This is a genomic window from Novosphingobium sp. BL-S-21 (assembly GCF_055521655.1).
Map to the genome: position 1 here is coordinate 243,793 of NZ_CM145496.1, position 21,153 is coordinate 264,945.

Below are 21,153 nucleotides of genomic sequence, written 5' to 3' on the forward strand. Positions count from 1 at the left end.
CTGCGTTCGCCTTGAAGGGGCTGTTACCCAAGGGCTATTACCCGTTGCTGCGGGCAAATACATGATCGATCGGGACATGGCCAGAAGCTTGTCCTGCGGACTGTGATCGATCTTTTGCAAATCCGCTTGCAATCCCCGCCACGTCTCGCGGTTCGTGCCCGGAAACCACGATCATCGCCGGGGCGGCCCGCTTCAGGGCCTTGATGGTCATGAGCCAGGAGACGGTCAGGCGGCGCTCATCGCCGTTTCGCATCGTCGCGAAAGTGCGGGCCGGCGGGCGGCCCTCCATCCAGTTGGCATCGATCTTGGCGACATCGCCGGTGAAGAGATATTCGCGGCCGTCTTCAAGCCGGATGTAGACCATCATCGCGCGGTCGGGCAGGCCCTTCAGCGGAATGGCGACCACGCCGGGCGCCACCGCGCGCGGCTCCCCTTCACCGAGATCGGGAAGCGGCACGGCATCGGGCGAGGCCAGCGCCGGATTGCCCCGGTGGAGCGGCCGATCCAGCAGAACCAGCTTCATCGTGGCGATTTCGGCCGCTTCGTCGACGCGCCTCTGGGCGGAGAAGTCGAAATCCTCCACGTCCCGTTTCCTGGCATCGACGGGCGTGGTGCCGGCATCGATCAGGATCGGGGCACGGCCCGGAACGACCAGCTCGAAAGCGCGCAGGGCCAGCCTCACCGGCCGCAGGCCGCTGCCGGCGGCGATGCGGTTGTAGAGTTCGGAATGGTAGCCCAGGACTTCCTGCCGCAAGGCGACAGGGGCAGGCCCGGGGATGCCCTCGGCCAGTTCGCGCAGGCGCGACATGGTGATCGGCAGCGGTTTGGCGCCGGGGGCGCTGGCGTCGAACTGGAACCAGTAGAGCGGCACGCCCAGCAGGAGCACCAGGATGAGCAGCAACAGGTTCAGTCGCGGCGTCAAAACCGTCCACCCTCCGGCAACCCGTAGCGAGCCAGCGCATCGCCATACGCTCCGGGAAATTCTCCCGATCCGGTGAATAACGCGCGGTCCGGCTGCTGGCGAGCGTATTCCTGGCCCTCGGTAAGCTGGGCGATGCGCCGGGCGATACCCGCGGCGCCGTGGATGAAGCGGACGCCGGAGCCGAAAGCCTGCGCCAGTTCCTCTTCGAGCAGAGGGAAATGAGTGCAGGCCAGCACCAGCGTGTCGATATCCTCGCCGCCGGGCATGGCGCGCAGAGCCTCTGCGGCCCGGACGATCGCGGAGAGGTCGACCGGCTCGCCGCGCAGCTTGGCTTCGGCGGCTTCGACCAGGCCGGGGCCGCCATAGCGCAGCAGGCGCTTGCCCGGCGCAAATTCCTGCTCCAGCCTGTCGACATAGGCCTGCCGGACGGTTGCCTGGGTGCCCAGGAGGCCGATGACGCCGGTTCGGGTCATCGCGGCGGCAGGCTTGATGGCCGGGACCGTGCCGACAACCGGCACTTCCAGCACTTCGCGCACCATGCCGAGCGCGATCGTGGAGGCGGTATTGCAGGCGATGCAGACCAGACGCGGCGCAAAGCGCTCCGTCATGCGGCCGAGCAGCCCGGCGACGCGCGCGGTGACTTGCGCCTCGCTCTTGGTGCCATAGGGCAGGCCGGCCATGTCGGCGGCATAGATCACCGGCGCCTGCGGCAGGATCTTGCGCAATTCGCCCAGAACGGTGAGCCCGCCCACGCCCGAATCGAAAAGCAGGATCGGCGCGCCCCGTTCGACGGAAATGGGTTCGACGGAAGTGGGATCGGCGGAAGCGGGAGCGACGGACGTCGCGGGCAGCGCATGGGGCATTGGGGACATCGTTTTTCCTGGACCTTGTACCCTGTTAATCGCTCGGCACGGGAAAGAGCAATGTTCAAAGCTGCAAGTCCGCTCGCGATTTGCGCGTAACCGGGTAAGACTGCGCCGAAATGGAGCCATCGAACAGCGGCGCGGCGAATGCACCTCTGGCGGATTTTCACGCAGGCTCTTAAGAGGCGTTCATGGATTGGATTCTCGCCCTTTTTATGGGTTATGCCCTCGGTTCGGTGCCCTTCGGCCTGTTGATTACGCGCATGGCCGGGGCCGGCGACTTGCGCTCGATCGGTTCGGGCAACATCGGGGCCACGAATGTCCTGCGCACGGGCCGCAAGGGGCTGGCGGCCGCCACCCTGCTGCTGGACCTGCTGAAGGGCCTGGCCGCGGTCCTGATCGCTGCTCATTTCCTGCCGGAATGGACCTGGCTGGCCGCGCTCGGCGCGTTTCTCGGCCACTGTTTCCCGGTCTGGCTGGGCTTCAAGGGCGGCAAGGGGGTCGCCACCACCGCCGGCATCGCCTTCGGGCTCGCTTGGCCGGTGGGGCTTGCCTATGCCGTGACCTGGATCGGACTGCTGCTGACCTTGCGGATTTCCTCTGTTGCGGGAATGACGGCCGCCGTCGTCGCGCCGATTGCGGCCCTGTTGCTGGGTCATGGTGAGGCGGCCGGCGTGCTCGCCGTGATCGCCGCTATCGTGGTGTTCCAGCACCGCGAGAACCTCGCCCGCCTGCGCGCCGGAACGGAACCCAGGATCGGGAGCGGCAAGAAGCCGTGACCGGGGCGGGGCGCGCGGAGCAGGGCGTACCGCCGGGGGAGGCCGCTGCGCTCTCGCAGGAGGAAGCCTTCGCCCGCATTCGCCTGCTGCGCTCGCCGAATATCGGCCCGATTACGTACAGGCAGCTTCTCGGCCGGTTTGGAGAGGCGCGCGCGGCGCTCGGCGCGCTTCCGGATCTCGCCGGACGGGCAGGACGGCCATACGAAGCGGCGTCCGAACACCGGGTCCAGGCGGAAATCGCGGCGACGCGAAAGGCCGGTGCGCGTTATCTTTTTCACGATTCGCCGGATTATCCGCAGCTTCTCGCCCATAGCGACGGCGCGCCGCCGATCCTGACCTATCGCGGCGATCTTGCCGTTCTGGGCCGCCCGGCCGTGGCTGTCGTGGGCGCGCGCAACGCTTCGGCAGGTGCCGTGCGTCTGGCGCGGGACTTCGCGCATGGCCTTGCCGAGGCGGGTTTCACAGTAGTTTCCGGTCTGGCGCGGGGCATAGACGGCGCGGCGCATGCCGGCGCTCTGGCGGGCGGCTCGACCATAGGCGTGATCGCCAGCGGGATCGACATCGCCTATCCGCCCGAACATGCCGACTTGCAGGCACGTGTCGCCAGCGAGGGCCTGCTGCTTGCAGAGCAGCCGCCGGGGACGGAGCCGCTGGCCCGTCACTTTCCCACTCGCAACCGCATCATTGCCGGGCTGGCAACGGGGACCCTGGTGGTGGAGGCGGCGCCGAAGTCCGGGTCGCTCATTACCGCGCGGCTCGCCGGAGAGATGGGGCGCGAGGTCATGGCAGTGCCGGGCTCGCCGCTCGATCCGCGCTCGCATGGTTGCAACCAGCTCATTCGCGACGGGGCCGTGCTGGTGCAATCGGTGGAGGACGTCATCGAACTGCTTTCCGGTTTCGATGGCATACCCGGATCGCGGATGACCGCCAGCTTACAGGAAGCCCAGTCGCAGTGGCAGGACGAGGATCGGCCGCTTGTGGCGCCGCCCGAAATCTGTGTGGCGGACCTGCTGACGAGCGCGCCGGTAGCGGTCGACGAATTGATTCGCCAGTCGGGCGCGGGCGCGCCATCGGTGCAGATGGCGCTGCTCGAACTCGAAATCGGTGGCCGTCTGCAGCGTCATGCGGGGGGCAGGGTCAGTCTGTCCTGAGCGTCCTGGTCGCGGTGAGCGGCGGGAAAGGCGGGTTTCCCGCAGCCAGGGCAGAAACCTGACCTGAATTTTGGTTTGAAATGAAGATGCCATATCTGGGCGCTTGACGAGTGCCCCAATCGCTTCCCACCCTATGCGTACACGTATATGCGCACGTAAGGCGCATGTCGCCCAGGGGCACACAGAGTCTGAAAGAATGCAGCTAGTCATCGTAGAATCGCCGGCAAAGGCGAAAACCATCGAGAAGTACCTCGGCAAGGACTACAAGGTTCTCGCCAGCTACGGCCACGTCCGCGACCTTCCGCCGAAGGATGGCTCCGTCCGTCCCGACGAGGGCTTCGAGATGGACTGGGAGCTTTACGGGGACAAGCAGAAGCAGGTGAAGGCGATCACCGACGCCGCGAAGGGGGCAGACCGCCTGATCCTCGCGACTGACCCTGATCGCGAAGGTGAAGCGATTTCCTGGCACGTGCGCGAGCTTCTGGCCAAGCGCAAGGCGCTGCCCAAGGACGTGCAGCGCGTGACCTTCAACGCCATCACCAAGGATACCGTCACCAAGGCGATGACCCACCCGCGCGAGCTGGATCAGGATCTGATCGACGCCTATCTCGCCCGACGCGCGCTGGACTATCTGTTCGGCTTCACGCTTTCGCCGGTGCTCTGGCGCAAGCTGCCGGGTGCGAAGTCGGCCGGCCGCGTGCAGTCGGTGGCCCTGCGCCTGATCGTCGACCGCGAGCGCGAGATCGAGGCTTTCAAGCCGCAGGAATACTGGTCCGTAGCGGCACAGATGGCGCATGACGGCACCGAGTTCGCCGCCAAGCTGGTCGCTTTCGAGGGCAAGAAGCTCGATCGCCTCAGCATCGGCGAAGAAGGCACGGCGATGCGCGCCAAGGCCGCTGTCGAAAACGGTGCCTTTACCGTCGAATCGGTCGAGACCAAGCCGCACAAGCGCAACCCGCAGCCGCCGTTCACCACGTCTACCCTGCAGCAGGAGGCGGCGCGCAAGCTCGGCTTCTCGGCCAGCCAGACCATGCGCGTGGCGCAGACGCTCTATGAAGCCGGCGCGATCACTTACATGCGTACCGATGGCGTGCAGATGGACCCCAGCGCCATCTCGGCCGCCCGTGCCGCGATCACGGACCGGTTTTCGGGCCATTACCTGCCCGAGCAGCCGCGCATCTACCAGACCAAGGCGAAGAATGCGCAGGAAGCGCACGAGGCGATCCGGCCGACCGAGTTCACCCGCGACCGTTTCGGCTCGGGCGACGAGGCGCGCCTCTACGACCTGATCTTCAAGCGCGCCATGGCCAGCCAGATGGCCTCGGCCGCGCTCGAACGCACCACGGTCACTCTCCGGGACGGCACCGGCCAGCACGAGTTGCGCGCTTCGGGCCAGGTGGTGAAGTTCCCGGGCTTCCTTGCCGTCTACGAGGAAGGTCAGGACAACAAGTCCGAAGATGACGACGGCGGCTTGCTGCCGTTCATGAAGTCGGGCGACATGCCGGCGAAAAAGGGCGTCACGGCCGAGCAGCACTTCACCCAGCCGCCGCCGCGTTTCTCGGAAGCCAGCCTGGTCAAGCGCCTCGAAGAACTCGGCATCGGCCGTCCGTCGACATATGCGGCGACGATCCAGGTCATCAAGGATCGCAACTACGTCCGCACCGAGAAGAACCGTTTCTTCGCAGAGGAATCGGGCCGACTTCTCACCTCGTTCCTCGAACGCTTCTTCCAGCGCTACGTCGCCTACGAATTCACGGCGGGCATGGAAGACGAGCTGGACGACGTTTCGGGCGGTCGCCAGGAATGGAAGGCGCTGCTCGAAGCCTTCTGGCGCGACTTCAAGCCGAAGTCGGACGAAGTCATGGAAAAGAAGCCCTCGGAAGTGACCGAGGCGCTGGACGAATTCCTGTCCGACTACCTGTTCCCGCCCAAGGCGGACGGTACCGATCCGCGTCTTTGCCCGAAGTGCGGCGAGGGCCGCCTGTCGCTGCGCGGCGGTCGCTACGGCGCTTTCGTTGCCTGCTCGAACTACCCGGAGTGCAAGTTCACCCGCAAGTTCGCACAGCCCGGCGGCGCCGCGGATGGCGGCGATGACGAAGGCCTGGGCAAGGACCCCGAAACCGGCCTTGAGATCATGCGTCGTTCGGGACGTTTCGGTCCCTACATCCAGCTCGGCGAAGGCAAGGAAGCCAAGCGCGCGTCGATACCCAAGGATATCGATGAACTCACGCTGGAATGGGGGATCAAGCTGCTCAGCCTGCCGCGCACCATCGGGCCGCACCCGGAAACCGGCAACGACATCACCGCGAGCATCGGCCGTTACGGCCCCTATCTTGCGCATAACGGCAAATATGCCCGCCTGCGCTCGACCGCCGAAGTGTTCGAGACGGGCATGAACATGGCCGTGACCAAGCTTGCCGAAGCGGCGGCGGGCGCGGGCGGGCGTGGTTCGCGTGCGGCAGCCGAGCCGATCAAGGTTCTGGGCGCTCACCCGACATCGGGCGGCGAGATCAAGGTGCTGGCGGGTCGCTACGGGCCTTACGTCACTGACGGCGCGACCAATGCCACCCTGCCGCGCGACCAGAAGCCGGAGGACCTGACGGCCGAGCAGGCGATCACGCTGATCGACGAGAAGGCTGCCAAGGGCCCGGCGAAGGGCAAGAAGAAGGCGGCGCCCAAGAAGGCCTCGGCCAAGAAAGCGCCTGCAAAGAAAGCGGCCGCAAAGGACGCCGGGGACAAGCCTGCTGCAGCCAAGAAGCCCGCAGCCAAGAAGCCTGCCGCAAAGAAAGCCACCGCCAAGGCTCCGGCAAAGCCCAAGAAGGAAGCAGCCGAATGAGCGACAAGATCGCCAAGCACAAGCAGCCCTGGAAGCCGGAGGAACTGCAGAAGCTTCAGACCCTGGCCGGTAAGGGCAAGGGTCTGAAGGAAATCGCCAAGGCGCTCAACCGCACCGAGGAATCGACCAAGGATGCCGCGCGCCAGCACGGCTTTGCGGTCGCCAAGGCGCGCTGACCCGCCAGCCGGGCTCGCCGTTGAAGCAGCGGGCCTGGTTCAGAAGGCCGGTTTCAGCCGGTAGAGCCCGAATTTCCGGGTGCCGACGATGACGCCCTCGTAGCGCTCATATGAGTGCGCGAGGGCTTTTCGTATCTGCGCGCGGGTCCGCAGATTGGGCAGGTTGGGACGGCTCGATTCCGAGACCACGATCACGCCGGGGCGGCTCTGCAGGATTCGGCCGACTTCCGCCTCGGGATCGACTCCCAGAGCGCCGGCCTCGTTCATCGCATTGAGATGGCTTGGGTAGGCGAAGCGCGTGGGAATGCAGGCATTGGTGGTGCGGTAGAGGGCGCTGTCGCCTTCGTAGACATAGAGGCAGCGGCCCCGCAGTTCGCGGGCGACCGCCTGGCTGGCGGCGGCAAAGTCCGCCGCCGTGCCGCGTTCGCGCACTTGCAGGGCGGGAACCACCAGAGCGCCCAGCAGGCCGAAGCCCAGCAGGAGCCGTCCGTACCAACGCTCGCCGCGAGCCTCGCGGGCGAGGGCAGGGGCCGACAGCAGGCAAAGGGGCACGAGGACCGGCCCGAGATAATGGTCGTACCAGGTGCCGAAAGCCAGGAATCCCAGCACGGCGACGAGCGCCCAGACGCGCATGGCCGGAAGCATGGCGGGACAAGTTCCGCCTGGAAGCGCATGACGTCGCGGCGCGAGCAGGATGGCGAGCGCGAAGGGCGTCATCGCCAGGCCCTCTTTCGCCAGTTGCGCGAAAGCGTCTGCCTGATCGACGGCGCGGCCGAATATCGAGAGGAAGTTGGCCTGGACGAATGCCGCGCCGTGCCCTGCCGCGGCATAGCCGGCCCAGACGGCGAGAGTGGGGGCGAGGGCGGTTCCGGCCCAGACCGTGCCGGTCAGAGCCAGCCGCGGCAGGCCCCAGCCGTCCCGCCGCCCGCGAAGCAGCAGCATCATGCCGAAACCCATGCCCTCGAAAACGACGCTATACTTGATCTGCAGGGCCAGGCCGAGCAGCAGCATGGCGGCGCATCCCCGCAGGACCAGCCTTGCATCCCGGTTTCGCGGCATGGCCCGAAGCACGATCAGGGCGGCCAGCGCAACGGGGAGATTGTAGAATACAGGCGCCTGTCCCAGTGCCACGTTGAACACCGGCTGGTAGAGCAGGTAGGCAAGGCCCGCGGCCTGTGCTGCCCGGGCAGGCGCGATGGCGCGGGCCATGCGTTCGATCACCAGCGCCGTGAGAACCGAAAAGACCAGGCCGGCGAGCTGATATGCCAGCACCGGGTCGATGGGCAGGGCGAACAGGCTGCGATAGAACAGGAACAGGCCGTAAGGCTTGCGGTCCCAGATATCGACGAAAGGCAAGGCGCCCTGCGCCATGCGCTGGCCGACCAGCAGGTAGAATTGCTCATCCGATTGGAAAGCCGGCTTGCCGAACATCATCAGCCGGAGGATCAGTCCCGCGCCCAGGTAGAGCAGGGGCGAGGCGACCGCCGGCCGTGCCGGTGCGACATTGCCCGCGCGGGCGATCCTCGCCGCCGTCAGCCGCGCGATTCCGATCATTGCTTCGACCCTTTTTCACCCGCCCTCGTGCCCCGATACGGCGGGCAGGCGATGGCGCGGCCGTGTCATGCCGGGGCAAGGTTGCGGTATGGAGACACCGGCGCCACCCACCCTTCGGATGGCTTGCGACAATTTCTTACCCGAGCCACCTTGCGACCGGAGCGGAACTCAGGCGTTGGAAGATCATGCTGCGAATGCGAGACGATGAAGGCGTGACCCCGGCCGCCTTGAAGGACGAGGGCGATAGCGGCCTGCCGATGCCGCGCCGCATATGGGCGATCGTGGCCATCTCGTTCGGCACGGCGCTGTTCGTGCTGGACGGGACGATCGCCAATGTCGCCCTGCCGACGATTGCGGGCGAGCTTTCGGTGGAAGAGGGCGTCGTCGTCAACGTGGTGACGGTCTACCAGCTCGTCATGGTCATGGCGCTCCTGCCTTTCGCCAACCTGGGCGAGCGCCTGGGGCTGCGACGGGTCTACCAGACCGGGCAGGTGATCTTCATGGCCGCTTCGGCGCTGGCGTTCCTCGCCAATTCGCTGCCGATGCTGCTGGTGATCCGTGCCGGCCAGGCGCTGGGTGCCGGCATGGCCATGAGCGTGGGCACCGCGTTGATCCGGCAGATCTACCCCAAGGCAAAGCTCGGCAGCGGGCTGGGCATCAACTCGGTGATCGTGGCGTCGTCGAACGCGCTAGCGCCGGTGCTGGGAGGCTTCATCGTGGCCCATGCGGACTGGCGCTGGGTCTTCGTGGCGGCAGTGCCGTTCGCGCTGATCTCGCTCGTCATCGGGCGTTTCCTGCCTGAGCCGCAGCGGGGAGAAACCCCGTTTGACTGGGCCGCCGGGCTGTGGAGTGCGGCCAGCTTCGCTATGCTGATCGGCGGCCTGGAACTCGCGGCACATGGCGGCATGGTGGAACTGGGCATCGTCGTGGCGCTGGGCGGTCTGGGCTCGGCCCTGCTGCTGGCACGGCGGGAGCGGGGCAAAGCCAATCCGGTTTTCCCGGTAGACCTCATGGCCCGGCCGGCCATCGGCCTCTCCACGATCGCCGCCGTGGCCGCCTTCATCGGTTCGGCGGCGCTGATCGTGGCACTGCCGTTCCGGCTGGAGCAGGGCATGGGCTATAGCGCCCAGCAAGTGGGCCTGCTGGTCCTGCCGTTCCCGTTGACGATGCTGGTGGTGGCGCCCGTGGCGGGGTGGCTCTCGGACCATGTCTCGCCCTCGATCATGGGGCTGGTCGGAATGGGCATTGCCGTCGCCGGGCTGGTGCTGCTGGCGTTCCTGCCCGCGCAGCCGGGCGCCTTTGCGATCGCCTGGCGGCTGGTCGTCGCAGCTTTCGGGTTCAGTCTGTTCTTCTCGCCCAATGCCCGCATGGTCGTGGGCAACGCCCCGCGCGCGCGGTCGGCAGCGGCAGGCGGATTGCTCGCCACCGGACGCCTCTTCGGCCAGACGCTGGGCGCGGCGATGATCGGGACGATGTTGTCGCTCGGCGCCGGACAAGGCCCGGCGCCGATGCTCATGGCCGCTTCGCTGGCGGTGGTGGCGGCCCTTGCGAGCCTGGCCCGCTGGCGCCTGGCCGAGAAGGCCTAGCGCCGCGACTTGACGCCGGTCTGGCTCTTGATGCCGGGCTTGGCCGCGCTGCCGGTAGGTGCGGGCGTGGGCGTTGCCCGTGGAGCCGGCGGGGGCGGGGTGGCGATCATCGGCGCGGGCGCCGCTTGCGGCTGCAGGGTCAGCGTCGGCCGCGGCGCCTTCACGCCGCTACGGGTCAGCCACCAGGCGATGTCGTTGGCGGTGGCCTGCATGCCGGCGAAGTTCAGGTGCCATTGCAGGCCCTGGCTGCCGTCATAGCCTTCCGGCGATCCGATCATCCAGGGCAGCGGATCGCAGGGCGTATGCGCGGAGGAGGACTGGTTCATCTCGACGACGATGGCATTGTAGGCCTGCGCGACGCGGGCCGTGATTTCCGAAAGCCGCTGTCCGGTACGGCGCACCACGGCGGCGTGATCCTCGCTGACCGGCGTGACGGCGCACAGCGATCCTGCCTGGGGCAGGGGCGTGAGGTACTGCACGAAGACGAGCCGCGCGCGCGGAGCGACCGTGCGGATGCGGCGCGCGATCTCCATCATCTGCATCTCGTCGCGCGCGTAGTCGACTTCGGTGGGGACCTTCACGGCGCCGCAGGCGGCCCGCTTGCTGCCCGCCGGCATCTGGCTGGCGCGATAGAGGCAGGTGGCGGTGAACAGATTGCCGATGTAGTTGAGGTCGTTGCCGCCGATCGTCACCGTCACCAGCCGTGTCTGCGGGGTGACGGCATTGATCTGCGGGCCGATCTCGCCCCAGGGGCCAAGGACATTGTTGGTCGTGGCGCCCGAGCAGGTGCGGTCGGTCAGGATCATTCCGAAGCGCTCTGCCAGCAGCGTCGGATAGTTGTTCATGCTCTGGCCGCAGCGTGCCGGAGCGCCGGACTTGGCCGGCGGCAGCATCGGGCCGGCCGCGAAGGAGGAGCCGATCGCCACGTAGCGCTGCCCGACGAGGCTTTCCTCGACGGCTACGCTCTGTTCGGCCTCGGCAGCCCGGGCCTGCGCGGCCGATAGCGCCAGCGTGCCGGAAATCATGACGGCGGCTGACAACGCCGTCGACGTGAAACGTGCCATCACTTGACCCAGTCCAACCCCATCTCTTCGTAGAAATCGCGGGCGTCGGCCCAGTTTTCCTCGACTTTGACGTGGAGGAACAAGTGGACCTTCTTCCCAAGCACTTCGCCCAGTTCCTTGCGCGCGGCCTCGCCGATGGACTTGATCTTCGAGCCGCCCTTGCCCAGCACGATGGCGCGCTGGTTGTCGCGGGTGACGACGATCTGCTGGCGGATCTCCACCGAGCCATCCTTGCGCTGCTCATAGGCTTCCGGGCGCACCGCGGCGTCGTAGGGCAGTTCCTCGTGAAGCTGCTTGTAGAGCTGCTCGCGGGTGATCTCGCAGGCGAGCAGGCGCTCGCTCGCGTCGGAGACCTGGTCTTCCGGGTAGTGCCAGGGGCCTTCCGGCATGAGCCCGGCGAGATGGGCCTTCAGCTCGGGCACGCCGTCGCCAGAGAGCGCGGAGACGAAGAACACTTCGTCGAACTGGACTTTGCCGGTGAGTTCCTGGGCCAGCACCAGCAGCGGTTCCTTGGCGCCGGCATCGACCTTGTTGATCACCAGGATCTTGCGTTCGGCACGCGTCGCCAGCGCTTCGAGCAGGGGCTCCAGCTCGTGGCGGCGCTTCTTGATCGGGTCTACCACCAGCAGGATGGCGTCGGCCTCCTGCGCGCCTTCCCAGGCTGCAGCGACCATCGCCCGGTCCAGGCGGCGCTTCGGCTCGAAGATGCCGGGGGTATCGGCCAGGATGATCTGCACGTCATCGGCAAGGGCGATGCCCAGCAGGCGCGCGCGGGTGGTCTGGGCCTTGGCCGAAGTGATCGCCACTTTCTGCCCGACCAGCGCGTTGACCAGCGTGGACTTGCCGGCATTTGGCGCACCGATCACGGCGACGAGTCCGCATTTTTGAGTCATTGTCATTCCTTTGGTCAGGCTCGGCGCCTGCGTGCTTTGGGTCTTCGGCGATTTTCGTTTTCGACAGGTCCAGGGCTAAACGCGGGACGTTCCGATTGGTGTCCCGGCTCGCTCCAGTCGGTCCTGCCGAAGGATCAGCCGAATTTTCTCATGAATTCTTCGGCAGCGCGAGTCTCGGCATCCTGCTTGGAATTGGCCGTGGCGCGCGCGGCGCCGACATTGTGGACCGCGACCTCCACCGTGAACTGCGAGGCATGGTCCGGGCCGGAGCGTTCGACCAGCTTGTATTCGGGCATGCGGCGGCGGTTTCCGGCGGCCCATTCCTGCAATGCGGACTTGGGGTGCTTGCGCTTGCCGGCCTTGCCGTGCATCGATTCGGACCACAGCTTGCGCACCATCACGCGCGCCGCTTCGAAGCCGCGCTCGGTGAAGCAGGCGCCGATCAGGGCCTCCATCACGTCGCCCAGGATATTGTCGCTGTCCAGCCCGCCGTCGTCGCGCGCCTGCTTGCCGAGGCGCATGTGCGGGCCGAGGCCGATCTGCCGCGCGACTTGCGCGCAGGTCTGGCGGCTGACGAGCGCGTTGAGGCGCTGCGAAAGGCGGCCTTCCGCTTCCTCGCTGTTTTCGAAAAGCCATTCGGCGACCGAGAGTCCGAGGACCCGGTCGCCGAGGAATTCCAGTCTTTCGTAATTGCGCTTCTCGCCGGTGCTGCCGTGAGTGAGGGCGGCCAGCCAGAGCGTTTCGTCGCCCGGAAGGTTGCCCGTGACTTCGGCGAGGAACTCGCGGTCCTTTGCTTCAAGCACTCAGATCACGCTCCCGATCCGGCTCCAGCGGGCGGCGGTGAACCAGGTCCAGGGCTTGAGCCATTCCGCATCGCCGTCGGTGGAGAACATCATCACCGCGGCCTTGCCCACCAGGTTGTCCTGCGGGACGATGCCGATGCCCTGGCCCTCGATCGCCGGGAAACGGCTGTCGAGCGAATTGTCGCGGTTGTCGCCCATCAGGAACATGTGGCCTTCGGGCACGATGTAGACGCCAGTGTCGTCCTGCGGGGTCTGGCCAAGGTCGAGCACGTTGTAGCTCTTCCCGTTCGGCAGGGTCTCGCGGAACTGCGGATAGTTGCAGACCGGGCCACCGGCGGCATCCTTGCCTTCGAACTCGGGGGCGTAGCAATGGGTGTTCGCGGTGACCGGCAGCGCGAAGTCGGGCTGCTTGACGCGCGGAACCGCCTTGCCGTTGATCCAGACCTGTCCGCCCTTCACCTGCACTTCATCGCCCGGAAGGCCGATGACGCGCTTGATGTAGTCGACATCGTTGCCTGGGGGCGCCTTGAAGATCACCACGTCGCCGCGTTCCGGCTGGCCGGCGAAGACGCGGCCGGGGATCAGCGGCAGGCTGAAGGGCAGCGAATACTTCGAATAGCCGTAGGACCACTTGGAAGCGAACAGGTAATCCCCGTTCAGCAGCCGGGGCAGCATCGACTCGCTCGGGATGTTGAACGGCGAGATGATGAAGCTGCGCAGCACCACGACGCCGAGCACCAGCCAGAGCAGGAAGGAGAAGAAGCCTTCATCCTTCTTGGCATCCTTCTTGGCGTCCTTCACGACCGGCTTGCCGCCGCCGCTTGAGGCAGGCCCCGATGAGGGTAGTTCAGACTTGTCGGATGCGGGGCCGGAAGTCGCGGTTTCGATGTCGCTCATGGCTCGAACCCTTGTTGCGCGCGAGGCCATCCGTCAAGTGACATACCGAGCAGAGACACATCCGTATCGACCAAAAACGTCATGTTCCTGACGTGCGTCCTGCGCAGAGATGGGTGCAAGAATGACCTTGGCCTTCTGCCGCCTGCTGGGCATAAGGCTGGCCCCCAACCCGAACAAAGGAACCATGGCATGAGCGAAACGGTATGGAACAAGCTGAAAGGATTGCCCAAACCGACGCTTGCCGAGCTGTTCGACGCCGATCCGGCCCGTCTCGACCTGCTCGCCACTCGCCTGGAGCTGGGTGACGAGACCAGCCCCGGCGCCATGCGGTTCGACTGGTCGAAAACTCACCTCGATGCCGCCCATATCGCCGCTTTCGAGGAACTGGCCGAAGCCACCGACTTCGCCGGGCGCCGCGCGGCGCTGTTTTCCGGCGAAATCGTCAACCCGACAGAAGGTCGCGCTGCCGAGCATACCGCCCAGCGCGGCGTCGGCAGCGACGAGAGCGTGGCACTTGCGCATGAGTTTCACGCCCGCATGGCCGCCATTGTCGAGGCCATTCACCGCGGCGCCATGGGCGAAGTGAAGCATCTGATCCACGTCGGCATCGGCGGCTCGGCCCTCGGCCCGGCGCTGGCGATCGACGCGCTCGCGCGCGACGGCGCCATGGTGGACGTTCAGGTCGTTTCCAACATCGACGGCTGTGCGCTCGAAGCGGCCTTTGCCAAGTGCGACCCGGCAACGACGATGCTGGCCGTGGCGTCCAAGACCTTCACCACCATCGAGACGATGACGAATGCCGAAAGCGTCCTTTCGTGGATGCGCGAGAACGGCGTGGAAGACCCCTACGGACGGGTCGTCGCCCTCACTGCAGCGCCGGAAAAGGCCGTGGAATGGGGCGTGGACGAGACTCGCATCCTGCCGTTCTCGGAAAGCGTCGGCGGGCGCTACTCGCTCTGGTCGTCGATCGGTTTTCCGGTCGCCATGGCGCTGGGCTGGCCGGATTTCGCCGAATTCCTCGACGGCGCGGCGGCAATGGACATGCACTTCCGCGATACCGACGGTCTCGCCAACCTGCCTCTGCGCGCCGCTTTCGCCGACCAGTACTACACCCGCCTGCGCGGCTGCCAGACCCGCGCCGTCTTCGCCTATGACGAGCGGCTGGCGCTGCTGCCGGACTATCTCCAGCAGCTGGAGATGGAATCGAACGGCAAGAGCGTGAAGTACGACGGCTCGCCGGTTGACGGGCCGACGGCGCCGATCACCTGGGGCGGCGTGGGCACGGACGCGCAGCACGCCGTGTTCCAGCTGCTCCATCAGGGCACCAACCTGGTGCCGGTGGACTTCATCGCCGCGATTGCCCCGGGCGACGATCTCAACCCCGCGCATCACCGCATTCTCCTGTCGAACTGCTTCGCGCAGGGCGCGGCGCTGATGGCCGGCAAGGCGAGCGAGGACCCGGCGCGGGCCTATGCGGGCGACCGTCCTTCGGCGACGATCCTGCTGGACGAAATCTCGCCGGCGACGTTCGGCGCCTTGGTGGCGTTCCACGAACACCGCACTTTCGCCAATGCCGTGCTGATGGAGATCAACCCCTTCGACCAGTTCGGTGTCGAGCTGGGCAAGGAAATCGCCAAGCAGATCGAGAAGGGCGGCACCACGTTCGATCCCTCGACCGAGGCACTTCTGCAGCTTTCGGGAATCGCCTGAGATAGGGGGCCGAGACAAGGCCCCCTGAAATTCCGGTCTCATGAGAAACGGGGCAGGCCGCATGGCGACCTGCCCCGTTCTCCATTCCCGGGCCTGTGCGCTTCAGGAACGGTATTCAAGGCCTTCCGACCAATCCGCATGAAGCGGCGTGTGCGCAGGCTGGGGCGAAGCGGCACCTCCGGCCAACTGGCGCAGCAACTGCTTGCCGTCCTCCCAGCTGCCGATCTTCGAATCCGCGTTGATATGGCCGGTATCGCCCGCATCCACGAACTGGCTGCCCCATTGCCGTGCCAGCAGGCGGGCGGTGGGGAAGCCGATCCACGGGTCGTTGCGGCTGGCCACGAGGATCGAGGGGAAGGGCAGTTCGTCGCTCGGCGTCGGCGCGAAGCCGTTGAGCCGGTCGTCGCGCGGGAAGAAGTCCACTTCCGGCGGGGCGACCAGCAAGGCGCCGATCACCGGCGAGGACCAGGCGGGCTGCTCGAATTTCGCCCACCAGGCCGTGAGGAGGCATCCCAGGCTATGCGCCACCAGCACCACCGGCCGACCCGCGCGCTGGACCGAGAGGTTCAGGCGGTTGATCCAGGTATTGCGATGCGGTTTTTCCCATAGTCCAAGGTCGACCATCTGGGCATTGTCCATCTCCTCGGCCCAGCGGCGCTGCCAGTGGCCAGGTCCGCTGCCGTCAAGGCCGGGGATCAGAAGCACGAGAGGCTCCTGCGGGGATGTGGGATGTTGGTTCGTCTTTGCCATTTCGCTCGTCTCCCGAAACTAGGAGTAGGCCCGCAGTGGGGCTTTTGCCGATGTCCGCTGGCGCAGGCTGTCCTGTAGGTATGCGGAACGTGATGCGACTCCGATAAACTCAACTGTTTTAGTTGACAATATTTTTGCGCTCAACGGAGGTCGTGTTCCGACAAAACGTCCGTTGGCAATCGAAGGCACCATGCCCCATATGCGCCGTGCCCGGACGCAAGCCGGCGCAGCAGGAGCAAGTGCATGTCAGAATTCGACTACGATCTCTTCACCATCGGCGCCGGATCGGGCGGCGTCCGCGCCAGCCGGATCGCAGCGGCGCATGGCGCACGCGTGGCGGTGGCGGAAGAGTACCGGGTCGGCGGCACTTGCGTCATCCGGGGCTGCGTGCCCAAGAAGATGCTCGTCTACGGCGCCCATTTCGCCGAGGATTTGGAAGATGCCCGTCACTTTGGCTGGGAAATCCCGGCCTGCCACTTCGACTGGGTGAAGCTGCGCGACAACGTGCTGGGCGACGTCGACCGGCTCAACGGGATCTACACGCAGACCCTGGAGAACAACAAGGTCGAGATCTTCCACGAGCGCGCCACGATCACCGGCCCGCACGAGATCACGCTGGCGAGCGGCGCGAAGAAGACCGCGAAAGTCATCCTCGTCGCCACCGGCGCGCGGCCCCATGTGCCGTCCTGCCCGGGCCACGAACTGGGCATCACCTCGAACGAGGCGTTCCATCTGGACGCATTGCCGAAGCGCATCCTGATCGCGGGCGCAGGCTATATCGCCAATGAATTTGCCGGCATCTTCCACCAGTTCGGCTCGAAGGTGACCCTGATCAACCGCTCCGACCAGCTTCTGCGCGGTTATGACGAAAGCATGCGCGATCGCCTCCTGCAGATCTCGCTCACCAAGGGCATCGACTTCCGCTTCAATGCCGATTTCAGCGGCATCGAGAAGAATGCCGACGGCTCGCTGACGGTCACGATGACCAATCACGAGCCTCTCGAGGTCGACTGCGTCCTTTTCGCCACCGGCCGCGTGCCGAATGTCGAGGGGCTGGGGCTGGAGAATGTCGGCGTCGCGCTCGATGACAAGAACGCGATCCGGGTCGACGAGCATTCGCGGACCAATGTCGATCACATCTACGCCGTGGGCGATGTCACCAACCGCGTGCAGCTTACCCCGGTGGCGATCCGCGAGGGGCAGGCCTTTGCCGATACCGTATTCGGCAACAAGCCGACCACGCTCGACTACGCCTGCATTCCCTCGGCCGTGTTCAGCCATCCGCCGATCGGCGCCGTGGGCATGACCGAGGCGCAGGCGCGGCAGGAACTCGGATCGGTGGAGATCTACACCAGCGATTTCCGGCCGATGAAGAACGTCATGGCGCACCGCAACGAGCGCTCGCTCTACAAGATGGTCTGCGAAGGCACGACGGGCCGGGTCGTCGGCCTGCACATGATCGGGCCTGACGCACCGGAGATCATCCAGGCCGCCGCGATTGCGGTGAAGGCCGGGCTCACCAAGGCCGATTTCGACGCTACCGTGGCCGTTCACCCGACCATGTCGGAGGAACTGGTGCTCATGAAATAAGGCGGCCGGGCGGGCGGCTTTGCCCGCCACGCGGTTATTGCCGCAATCTGTCGGCCGATCCGCCAAGGCGGAACGAGAGGGCGTCGTCACCGTCGGTTCGGTGGCGGCGCCTTTCGTTTGCGGGTCAGGCCGGGAAAACCCCGCGGCAGCGCGATAACGCGCCGGGACGATCGAACCGCGCCCAAACACATCGGTGGGGCGAAATCCGCGCGAACCTGCCACTTTTGTCATTTAACCGATCACTTAAAACTATTGACCTTCCCCCCTCGACCTGCCTAGCAGGGGCAATAATTCGTGCCGCCAAGGTCACTTGCCAAGGGAACCCGGATGTCAGCCAATATCGCCGAAATGGAGAAGCGCCGCGACGCAGCGAAGCTGGGAGGCGGCGAAAAGCGCATTGCCGCGCAGCATGCCAAGGGCAAGCTGACCGCGCGCGAACGCCTCGACATTCTGCTGGATGAAGGCAGCTTCGAGGAATTCGACCTTTACGTCGAACATGACTGCACCGACTTCGGCATGGAAAGCCAGCGCATCCCGGGCGACGGCGTCGTCACCGGATCGGGCACCATCAACGGCCGCCTCGTCTTCGTGTTCAGCCAGGACTTCACCGTGTTCGGCGGTTCGCTCTCGCACCGTCACGCGCAGAAGATCTGCAAGCTGATGGACAATGCGATGAAGGTGGGCGCGCCCGTCATCGGCCTCAACGATTCCGGCGGCGCGCGCATTCAGGAAGGCGTGGCCTCGCTTGGCGGTTATGCCGAAGTGTTCCAGCGCAACGTGCTCGCTTCGGGCGTGGTGCCGCAGCTTTCGCTGATCATGGGCCCGTGCGCGGGCGGCGCGGTCTATTCGCCGGCGATGACGGACTTCATTTTCATGGTGAAGGACAGCTCGTACATGTTCGTCACCGGGCCGGACGTGGTGAAGACCGTCACCAACGAAGTCGTCACGCAGGAAGAACTGGGCGGTGCGATCACGCATTCCAGCAAGACTTCGGTGTCCGACCTGGCGCTGGAAAACGATATCGAGGCGCTGCTGGCGGCGCGCGATTTCTTCGACTTCCTGCCGCTCAACAACCGCGAGGAAGTGCCCGAGCGTCCTTGTGCCGATCCCTGGGACCGCGCCGAGGAAAGCCTCGACACCGTGATCCCGCCTTCGGCCAACCAGCCTTACGACATGCATGAGGTGATCAGGAAGACGCTCGACGAGGGTGACTTCTTCGAGGTTCAGCCGCTCCATGCGGGCAACATCATCGTCGGTTTCGGCCGCATCGAGGGCAAGACCGTGGGCGTCGTCGCCAACCAGCCGATGGTGTTGGCGGGCGTGCTCGACATCAACTCGTCCAAGAAGGCCGCGCGTTTCGTACGCTTCTGCGATGCCTTCAACATCCCGATCATTACGTTCGTGGACGTTCCGGGCTTCCTGCCGGGCACCGACCAGGAGCACAACGGCATCATCAAGCACGGCGCCAAGCTGCTGTTCGCCTATGCCGAGGCGACCGTGCCGAAGATCACCGTGATCACCCGCAAGGCCTATGGCGGCGCCTATGACGTGATGGCGTCCAAGCACCTCCGCGGCGATCTCAACTACGCCTGGCCGACCGCCGAAATCGCGGTGATGGGTGCCAAGGGCGCGGTGGAGATCATCTTCCGCGGCCTCTCGTCCGAAGGTATTGCCGAGAAGACCAAGGAATACGAAGACCGCTTCGCCAATCCCTTCGTGGCGGCAAGCCGGGGCTACATCGACGAGGTGATCTACCCGCACTCGACCCGCAAGCGCATCGCGCTGGGCCTGCGCAAGCTGCGGACCAAGAGCCTCGAAAATCCGTGGAAGAAGCACGACAACATTCCGCTTTGATGGCGCATGAGGATCGCGGGACACCTCCTTTTTGAGAGTTCCGCGATCTCTTCCAGGCCGCGAAAGACGGCATGTGTCAGAAGCAAGATTGGGAAGTCAGGTCATGGAAGACATCTACATCGTCAGCGGCGTGCGCACGGCAGTCGGTGACTTCGGCGGTTCGCTGAAGTCGTTCATGCCGTCCGATCTCGGCGGCAAGGTCGTGACCGAGGCACTGGCCCGCGCGGGCGTTTCGCCGGAGGACGTCGGCCACATCGTCATCGGCCAGGTCATGCCGACCAGCGCCAAGGATGAGATGCTCAGCCGCGTGATCGGCATCAATGCCGGCGTGCCGTTCGAAGTGCCCTCGCTGACGCTCAACCGCCTGTGCGGATCGGGCGTGCAGGCGATCGTCTCGGCCGCGCAGATGATGAAGCTGGGCGAGGCGGGGATCACCGTCGCGGGCGGCGCGGAGTCGATGTCGAACGTGCCTTATCACGACCACGGCGTGCGCTGGGGCAAGAAGATGGGCGCGAACACGCAGGAAGACGCGCTGACGGTCGGCCTGTCGGACGCCATCGGCGGCTATCACATGGGCATCACGGCGGAGAACGTGGCGGAGCGCCACTGCGTCACCCGCGAGGACATGGATGCGCTCTCCGCGACCAGCCACCAGCGCGCCGCTCGCGCCATCGCGGAAGGCCGCTTCAAGGACCAGATCCTTCCCATCGAAGTGAAGACCCGCAAGGGCGTGACCGTGTTCGACACCGACGAGCATGTCCGGGCAGACACGACGGCCGAGACGTTGGCGAGCATGAAGCCTGCCTTCAAGAAGGATGGCGCGGTCACGGCGGGCAATGCCTCGGGCATCAATGACGGCGCCGCTGCCGTGGTGTTGGCTACCGCTTCGGAAGTCGAAATGCGCGGCCTGAAGCCGATGGCGAAGATCGTCGCCTGGGGCCATGCCGGTGTCGAGCCTGCCTACATGGGCGAAGGCCCGATCAAGGCGGTTCCCGTGGCACTGAAGCGCGCCGGGCTCTCGCTCGACCAGATCGACGTGATCGAGAGCAACGAGGCGTTCGCGGCGCAGGCCGCCGCCGTTTCCAAGGTGCTGGGCTTCGATCCGGAGAAGGTGAACCCCAACGGTTCGGGCGTCTCGATCGGTCACCCGGTCGGCGCCACCGGCACGATGCTCGCGATTAAGTGCATGTACGAGCTGAAGCGCACGGGCGGGAAGTACGGGCTAGTCACGATGTGCATCGGCGGCGGGCAGGGCATCGCTCTCGTGCTGGAGAATGTGGCGTGAAGCTCGGCCGTCTCAACCACATCGGCGTCGCCACGCCCGATCTCGACGCCTCGATCGCGTTCTATCGCGACGTGATGGGCGCTACCGATATTACCGAGCCGTTCGTGCTCGATAGCCAGCAGGTGCGCGTCTGCTTCGTCAATACGCCGGGTGAAGGTGGCACGGCAGGTACGCAGATCGAACTGCTCCAGCCGACTGCCGCGGACTCGGCCGTAGGCAAGTGGCTGGAGAAGAACCCGCTCGGGGGTCAGCACCACATTTGCTACGAAGTGCCGGACATTCACGCCGCCAAGGCCTGGTTCGAAAGCCTCGGCAAGCGCGTGCTGGGTGAGCCGCGCGTGGGCGCGCACGGGACGCTGATCTTCTTCGTACACCCCAGGGACATGGGCGGTCAGCTTACCGAGATCATGGAAACGCCCAAAGGCGGTCACTGAGATAGA

The 21,153-nt window shown here is 65.8% G+C and carries 18 protein-coding genes; 10 read left to right on the top strand and 8 right to left on the bottom strand.

Annotated elements, in window-relative coordinates; all coding sequences use genetic code 11:
• Positions 1-37 precede the first annotated feature (37 nt).
• Positions 38-922, bottom strand: coding sequence for a hypothetical protein (locus ACZ1J6_RS09535; protein WP_465128063.1), 885 nt, complete (start codon positions 920-922; stop codon positions 38-40).
• Positions 919-1,794, bottom strand: coding sequence for a glutamate racemase (gene murI / locus ACZ1J6_RS09540; RefSeq protein WP_431567989.1), 876 nt, complete (start codon positions 1,792-1,794; stop codon positions 919-921). The genes ACZ1J6_RS09535 and murI overlap by 4 nt, the downstream gene beginning before the upstream one ends.
• A gap of 182 nt (positions 1,795-1,976) precedes the next feature.
• Between murI and plsY the strand changes: the two genes are divergently transcribed.
• The 4 genes from plsY to ACZ1J6_RS09560 all read left to right on the top strand — a co-directional run bounded on the left by plsY (position 1,977) and on the right by ACZ1J6_RS09560 (position 6,727).
• Complete coding sequence (plsY, locus tag ACZ1J6_RS09545; RefSeq protein WP_134092695.1) at positions 1,977-2,564, top strand: glycerol-3-phosphate 1-O-acyltransferase PlsY; 588 nt, start codon at positions 1,977-1,979, stop codon at positions 2,562-2,564.
• Positions 2,561-3,715 (top strand): DNA-processing protein DprA, encoded by a 1,155-nt coding sequence (gene dprA, locus ACZ1J6_RS09550; RefSeq protein ID WP_431567990.1) that lies wholly within the window; start codon positions 2,561-2,563, stop codon positions 3,713-3,715. The genes plsY and dprA overlap by 4 nt, the downstream gene beginning before the upstream one ends.
• A 196-nt stretch (positions 3,716-3,911) precedes the next feature.
• On the top strand, positions 3,912-6,551 hold the full coding sequence (topA, locus tag ACZ1J6_RS09555; protein WP_465128064.1) for a type I DNA topoisomerase: 2,640 nt from the start codon (positions 3,912-3,914) through the stop codon (positions 6,549-6,551).
• Positions 6,548-6,727: a hypothetical protein gene (locus ACZ1J6_RS09560; RefSeq protein WP_132262204.1), complete on the top strand. Its 180-nt coding sequence runs from the start codon at positions 6,548-6,550 to the stop codon at positions 6,725-6,727. The genes topA and ACZ1J6_RS09560 overlap by 4 nt, the downstream gene beginning before the upstream one ends.
• A gap of 39 nt (positions 6,728-6,766) precedes the next feature.
• Here the strand turns inward: ACZ1J6_RS09560 and ACZ1J6_RS09565 are convergent, their stop codons facing one another.
• Entirely contained in the window at positions 6,767-8,281 is a 1,515-nt protein-coding gene (locus tag ACZ1J6_RS09565; protein ID WP_431567991.1) for a hypothetical protein, read from the bottom strand.
• 194 nt (positions 8,282-8,475) lie between these two features.
• Between ACZ1J6_RS09565 and ACZ1J6_RS09570 the strand changes: the two genes are divergently transcribed.
• A complete protein-coding gene (locus ACZ1J6_RS09570; protein WP_465128065.1) occupies positions 8,476-9,867 on the top strand; it encodes an MFS transporter in 1,392 nt (463 codons plus the stop codon).
• Here the strand turns inward: ACZ1J6_RS09570 and ACZ1J6_RS09575 are convergent.
• The 4 genes from ACZ1J6_RS09575 to lepB all read right to left on the bottom strand — a co-directional run bounded on the left by ACZ1J6_RS09575 (position 9,864) and on the right by lepB (position 13,524).
• Positions 9,864-10,931 (bottom strand): SGNH/GDSL hydrolase family protein, encoded by a 1,068-nt coding sequence (locus tag ACZ1J6_RS09575; RefSeq protein WP_431567993.1) that lies wholly within the window; start codon positions 10,929-10,931, stop codon positions 9,864-9,866. The genes ACZ1J6_RS09570 and ACZ1J6_RS09575 overlap by 4 nt on opposite strands.
• Positions 10,931-11,824 carry a GTPase Era gene (gene era / locus ACZ1J6_RS09580; protein WP_465128066.1) on the bottom strand — a complete coding sequence of 298 codons (894 nt, stop codon included), beginning with the start codon at positions 11,822-11,824 and terminating at the stop codon, positions 10,931-10,933. The genes ACZ1J6_RS09575 and era overlap by 1 nt, the downstream gene beginning before the upstream one ends.
• 134 nt (positions 11,825-11,958) lie before the next feature.
• Positions 11,959-12,627, bottom strand: coding sequence for a ribonuclease III (gene rnc, locus ACZ1J6_RS09585; protein WP_132262213.1), 669 nt, complete (start codon positions 12,625-12,627; stop codon positions 11,959-11,961).
• Complete coding sequence (gene lepB / locus ACZ1J6_RS09590; protein WP_132262214.1) at positions 12,628-13,524, bottom strand: signal peptidase I; 897 nt, start codon at positions 13,522-13,524, stop codon at positions 12,628-12,630.
• 189 nt (positions 13,525-13,713) lie between these two features.
• Between lepB and pgi the strand changes: the two genes are divergently transcribed.
• Entirely contained in the window at positions 13,714-15,234 is a 1,521-nt protein-coding gene (gene pgi, locus ACZ1J6_RS09595; protein ID WP_134092701.1) for a glucose-6-phosphate isomerase, read from the top strand.
• 102 nt (positions 15,235-15,336) lie between these two features.
• On the opposite strand, the gene ACZ1J6_RS09600 is transcribed toward pgi, so the two are convergent.
• A complete protein-coding gene (locus tag ACZ1J6_RS09600) occupies positions 15,337-15,939 on the bottom strand; it encodes an RBBP9/YdeN family alpha/beta hydrolase (protein WP_431567995.1) in 603 nt (200 codons plus the stop codon).
• Positions 15,940-16,227: 288 nt separating this feature from the next.
• On the opposite strand from ACZ1J6_RS09600, the gene gor reads away from it, so the two are divergent.
• From gor to mce, 4 genes are all read left to right on the top strand, one after another.
• Positions 16,228-17,574 carry a glutathione-disulfide reductase gene (gor, locus tag ACZ1J6_RS09605; protein ID WP_134092703.1) on the top strand — a complete coding sequence of 449 codons (1,347 nt, stop codon included), beginning with the start codon at positions 16,228-16,230 and terminating at the stop codon, positions 17,572-17,574.
• A gap of 327 nt (positions 17,575-17,901) precedes the next feature.
• The gene (locus ACZ1J6_RS09610) at positions 17,902-19,428 is read left to right on the top strand and encodes an acyl-CoA carboxylase subunit beta (protein WP_431567996.1); all 1,527 of its coding nucleotides are present in this window, start codon (positions 17,902-17,904) and stop codon (positions 19,426-19,428) included.
• A gap of 103 nt (positions 19,429-19,531) precedes the next feature.
• Positions 19,532-20,713, top strand: a complete 1,182-nt coding sequence (bktB, locus tag ACZ1J6_RS09615) for a beta-ketothiolase BktB (RefSeq protein WP_431567997.1) — start codon at positions 19,532-19,534, stop codon at positions 20,711-20,713.
• Positions 20,710-21,147 carry a methylmalonyl-CoA epimerase gene (mce, locus tag ACZ1J6_RS09620; RefSeq protein WP_431567998.1) on the top strand — a complete coding sequence of 146 codons (438 nt, stop codon included), beginning with the start codon at positions 20,710-20,712 and terminating at the stop codon, positions 21,145-21,147. Before bktB ends, mce begins: the two co-directional genes overlap by 4 nt.
• Positions 21,148-21,153 lie beyond the last annotated feature (6 nt).

What these genes read in the sequence shown, in the direction of transcription:
- murI (WP_431567989.1), bottom strand. Translation starts at nt 1,794, where the DNA reads ATGTCCCCAATGCCCCATGCGCTGCCCGCGACGTCCGTCGCTCCCGCT.
- plsY (WP_134092695.1), top strand. Translation starts at nt 1,977, where the DNA reads ATGGATTGGATTCTCGCCCTTTTTATGGGTTATGCCCTCGGTTCGGTG.
- topA (WP_465128064.1), top strand. Translation starts at nt 3,912, where the DNA reads ATGCAGCTAGTCATCGTAGAATCGCCGGCAAAGGCGAAAACCATCGAG.
- ACZ1J6_RS09560 (WP_132262204.1), top strand. Translation starts at nt 6,548, where the DNA reads ATGAGCGACAAGATCGCCAAGCACAAGCAGCCCTGGAAGCCGGAGGAA.
- ACZ1J6_RS09565 (WP_431567991.1), bottom strand. Translation starts at nt 8,281, where the DNA reads ATGATCGGAATCGCGCGGCTGACGGCGGCGAGGATCGCCCGCGCGGGC.
- ACZ1J6_RS09570 (WP_465128065.1), top strand. Translation starts at nt 8,476, where the DNA reads ATGCGAGACGATGAAGGCGTGACCCCGGCCGCCTTGAAGGACGAGGGC.
- ACZ1J6_RS09575 (WP_431567993.1), bottom strand. Translation starts at nt 10,931, where the DNA reads ATGGCACGTTTCACGTCGACGGCGTTGTCAGCCGCCGTCATGATTTCC.
- era (WP_465128066.1), bottom strand. Translation starts at nt 11,824, where the DNA reads ATGACTCAAAAATGCGGACTCGTCGCCGTGATCGGTGCGCCAAATGCC.
- lepB (WP_132262214.1), bottom strand. Translation starts at nt 13,524, where the DNA reads ATGAGCGACATCGAAACCGCGACTTCCGGCCCCGCATCCGACAAGTCT.
- pgi (WP_134092701.1), top strand. Translation starts at nt 13,714, where the DNA reads ATGAGCGAAACGGTATGGAACAAGCTGAAAGGATTGCCCAAACCGACG.
- gor (WP_134092703.1), top strand. Translation starts at nt 16,228, where the DNA reads ATGTCAGAATTCGACTACGATCTCTTCACCATCGGCGCCGGATCGGGC.
- ACZ1J6_RS09610 (WP_431567996.1), top strand. Translation starts at nt 17,902, where the DNA reads ATGTCAGCCAATATCGCCGAAATGGAGAAGCGCCGCGACGCAGCGAAG.
- bktB (WP_431567997.1), top strand. Translation starts at nt 19,532, where the DNA reads ATGGAAGACATCTACATCGTCAGCGGCGTGCGCACGGCAGTCGGTGAC.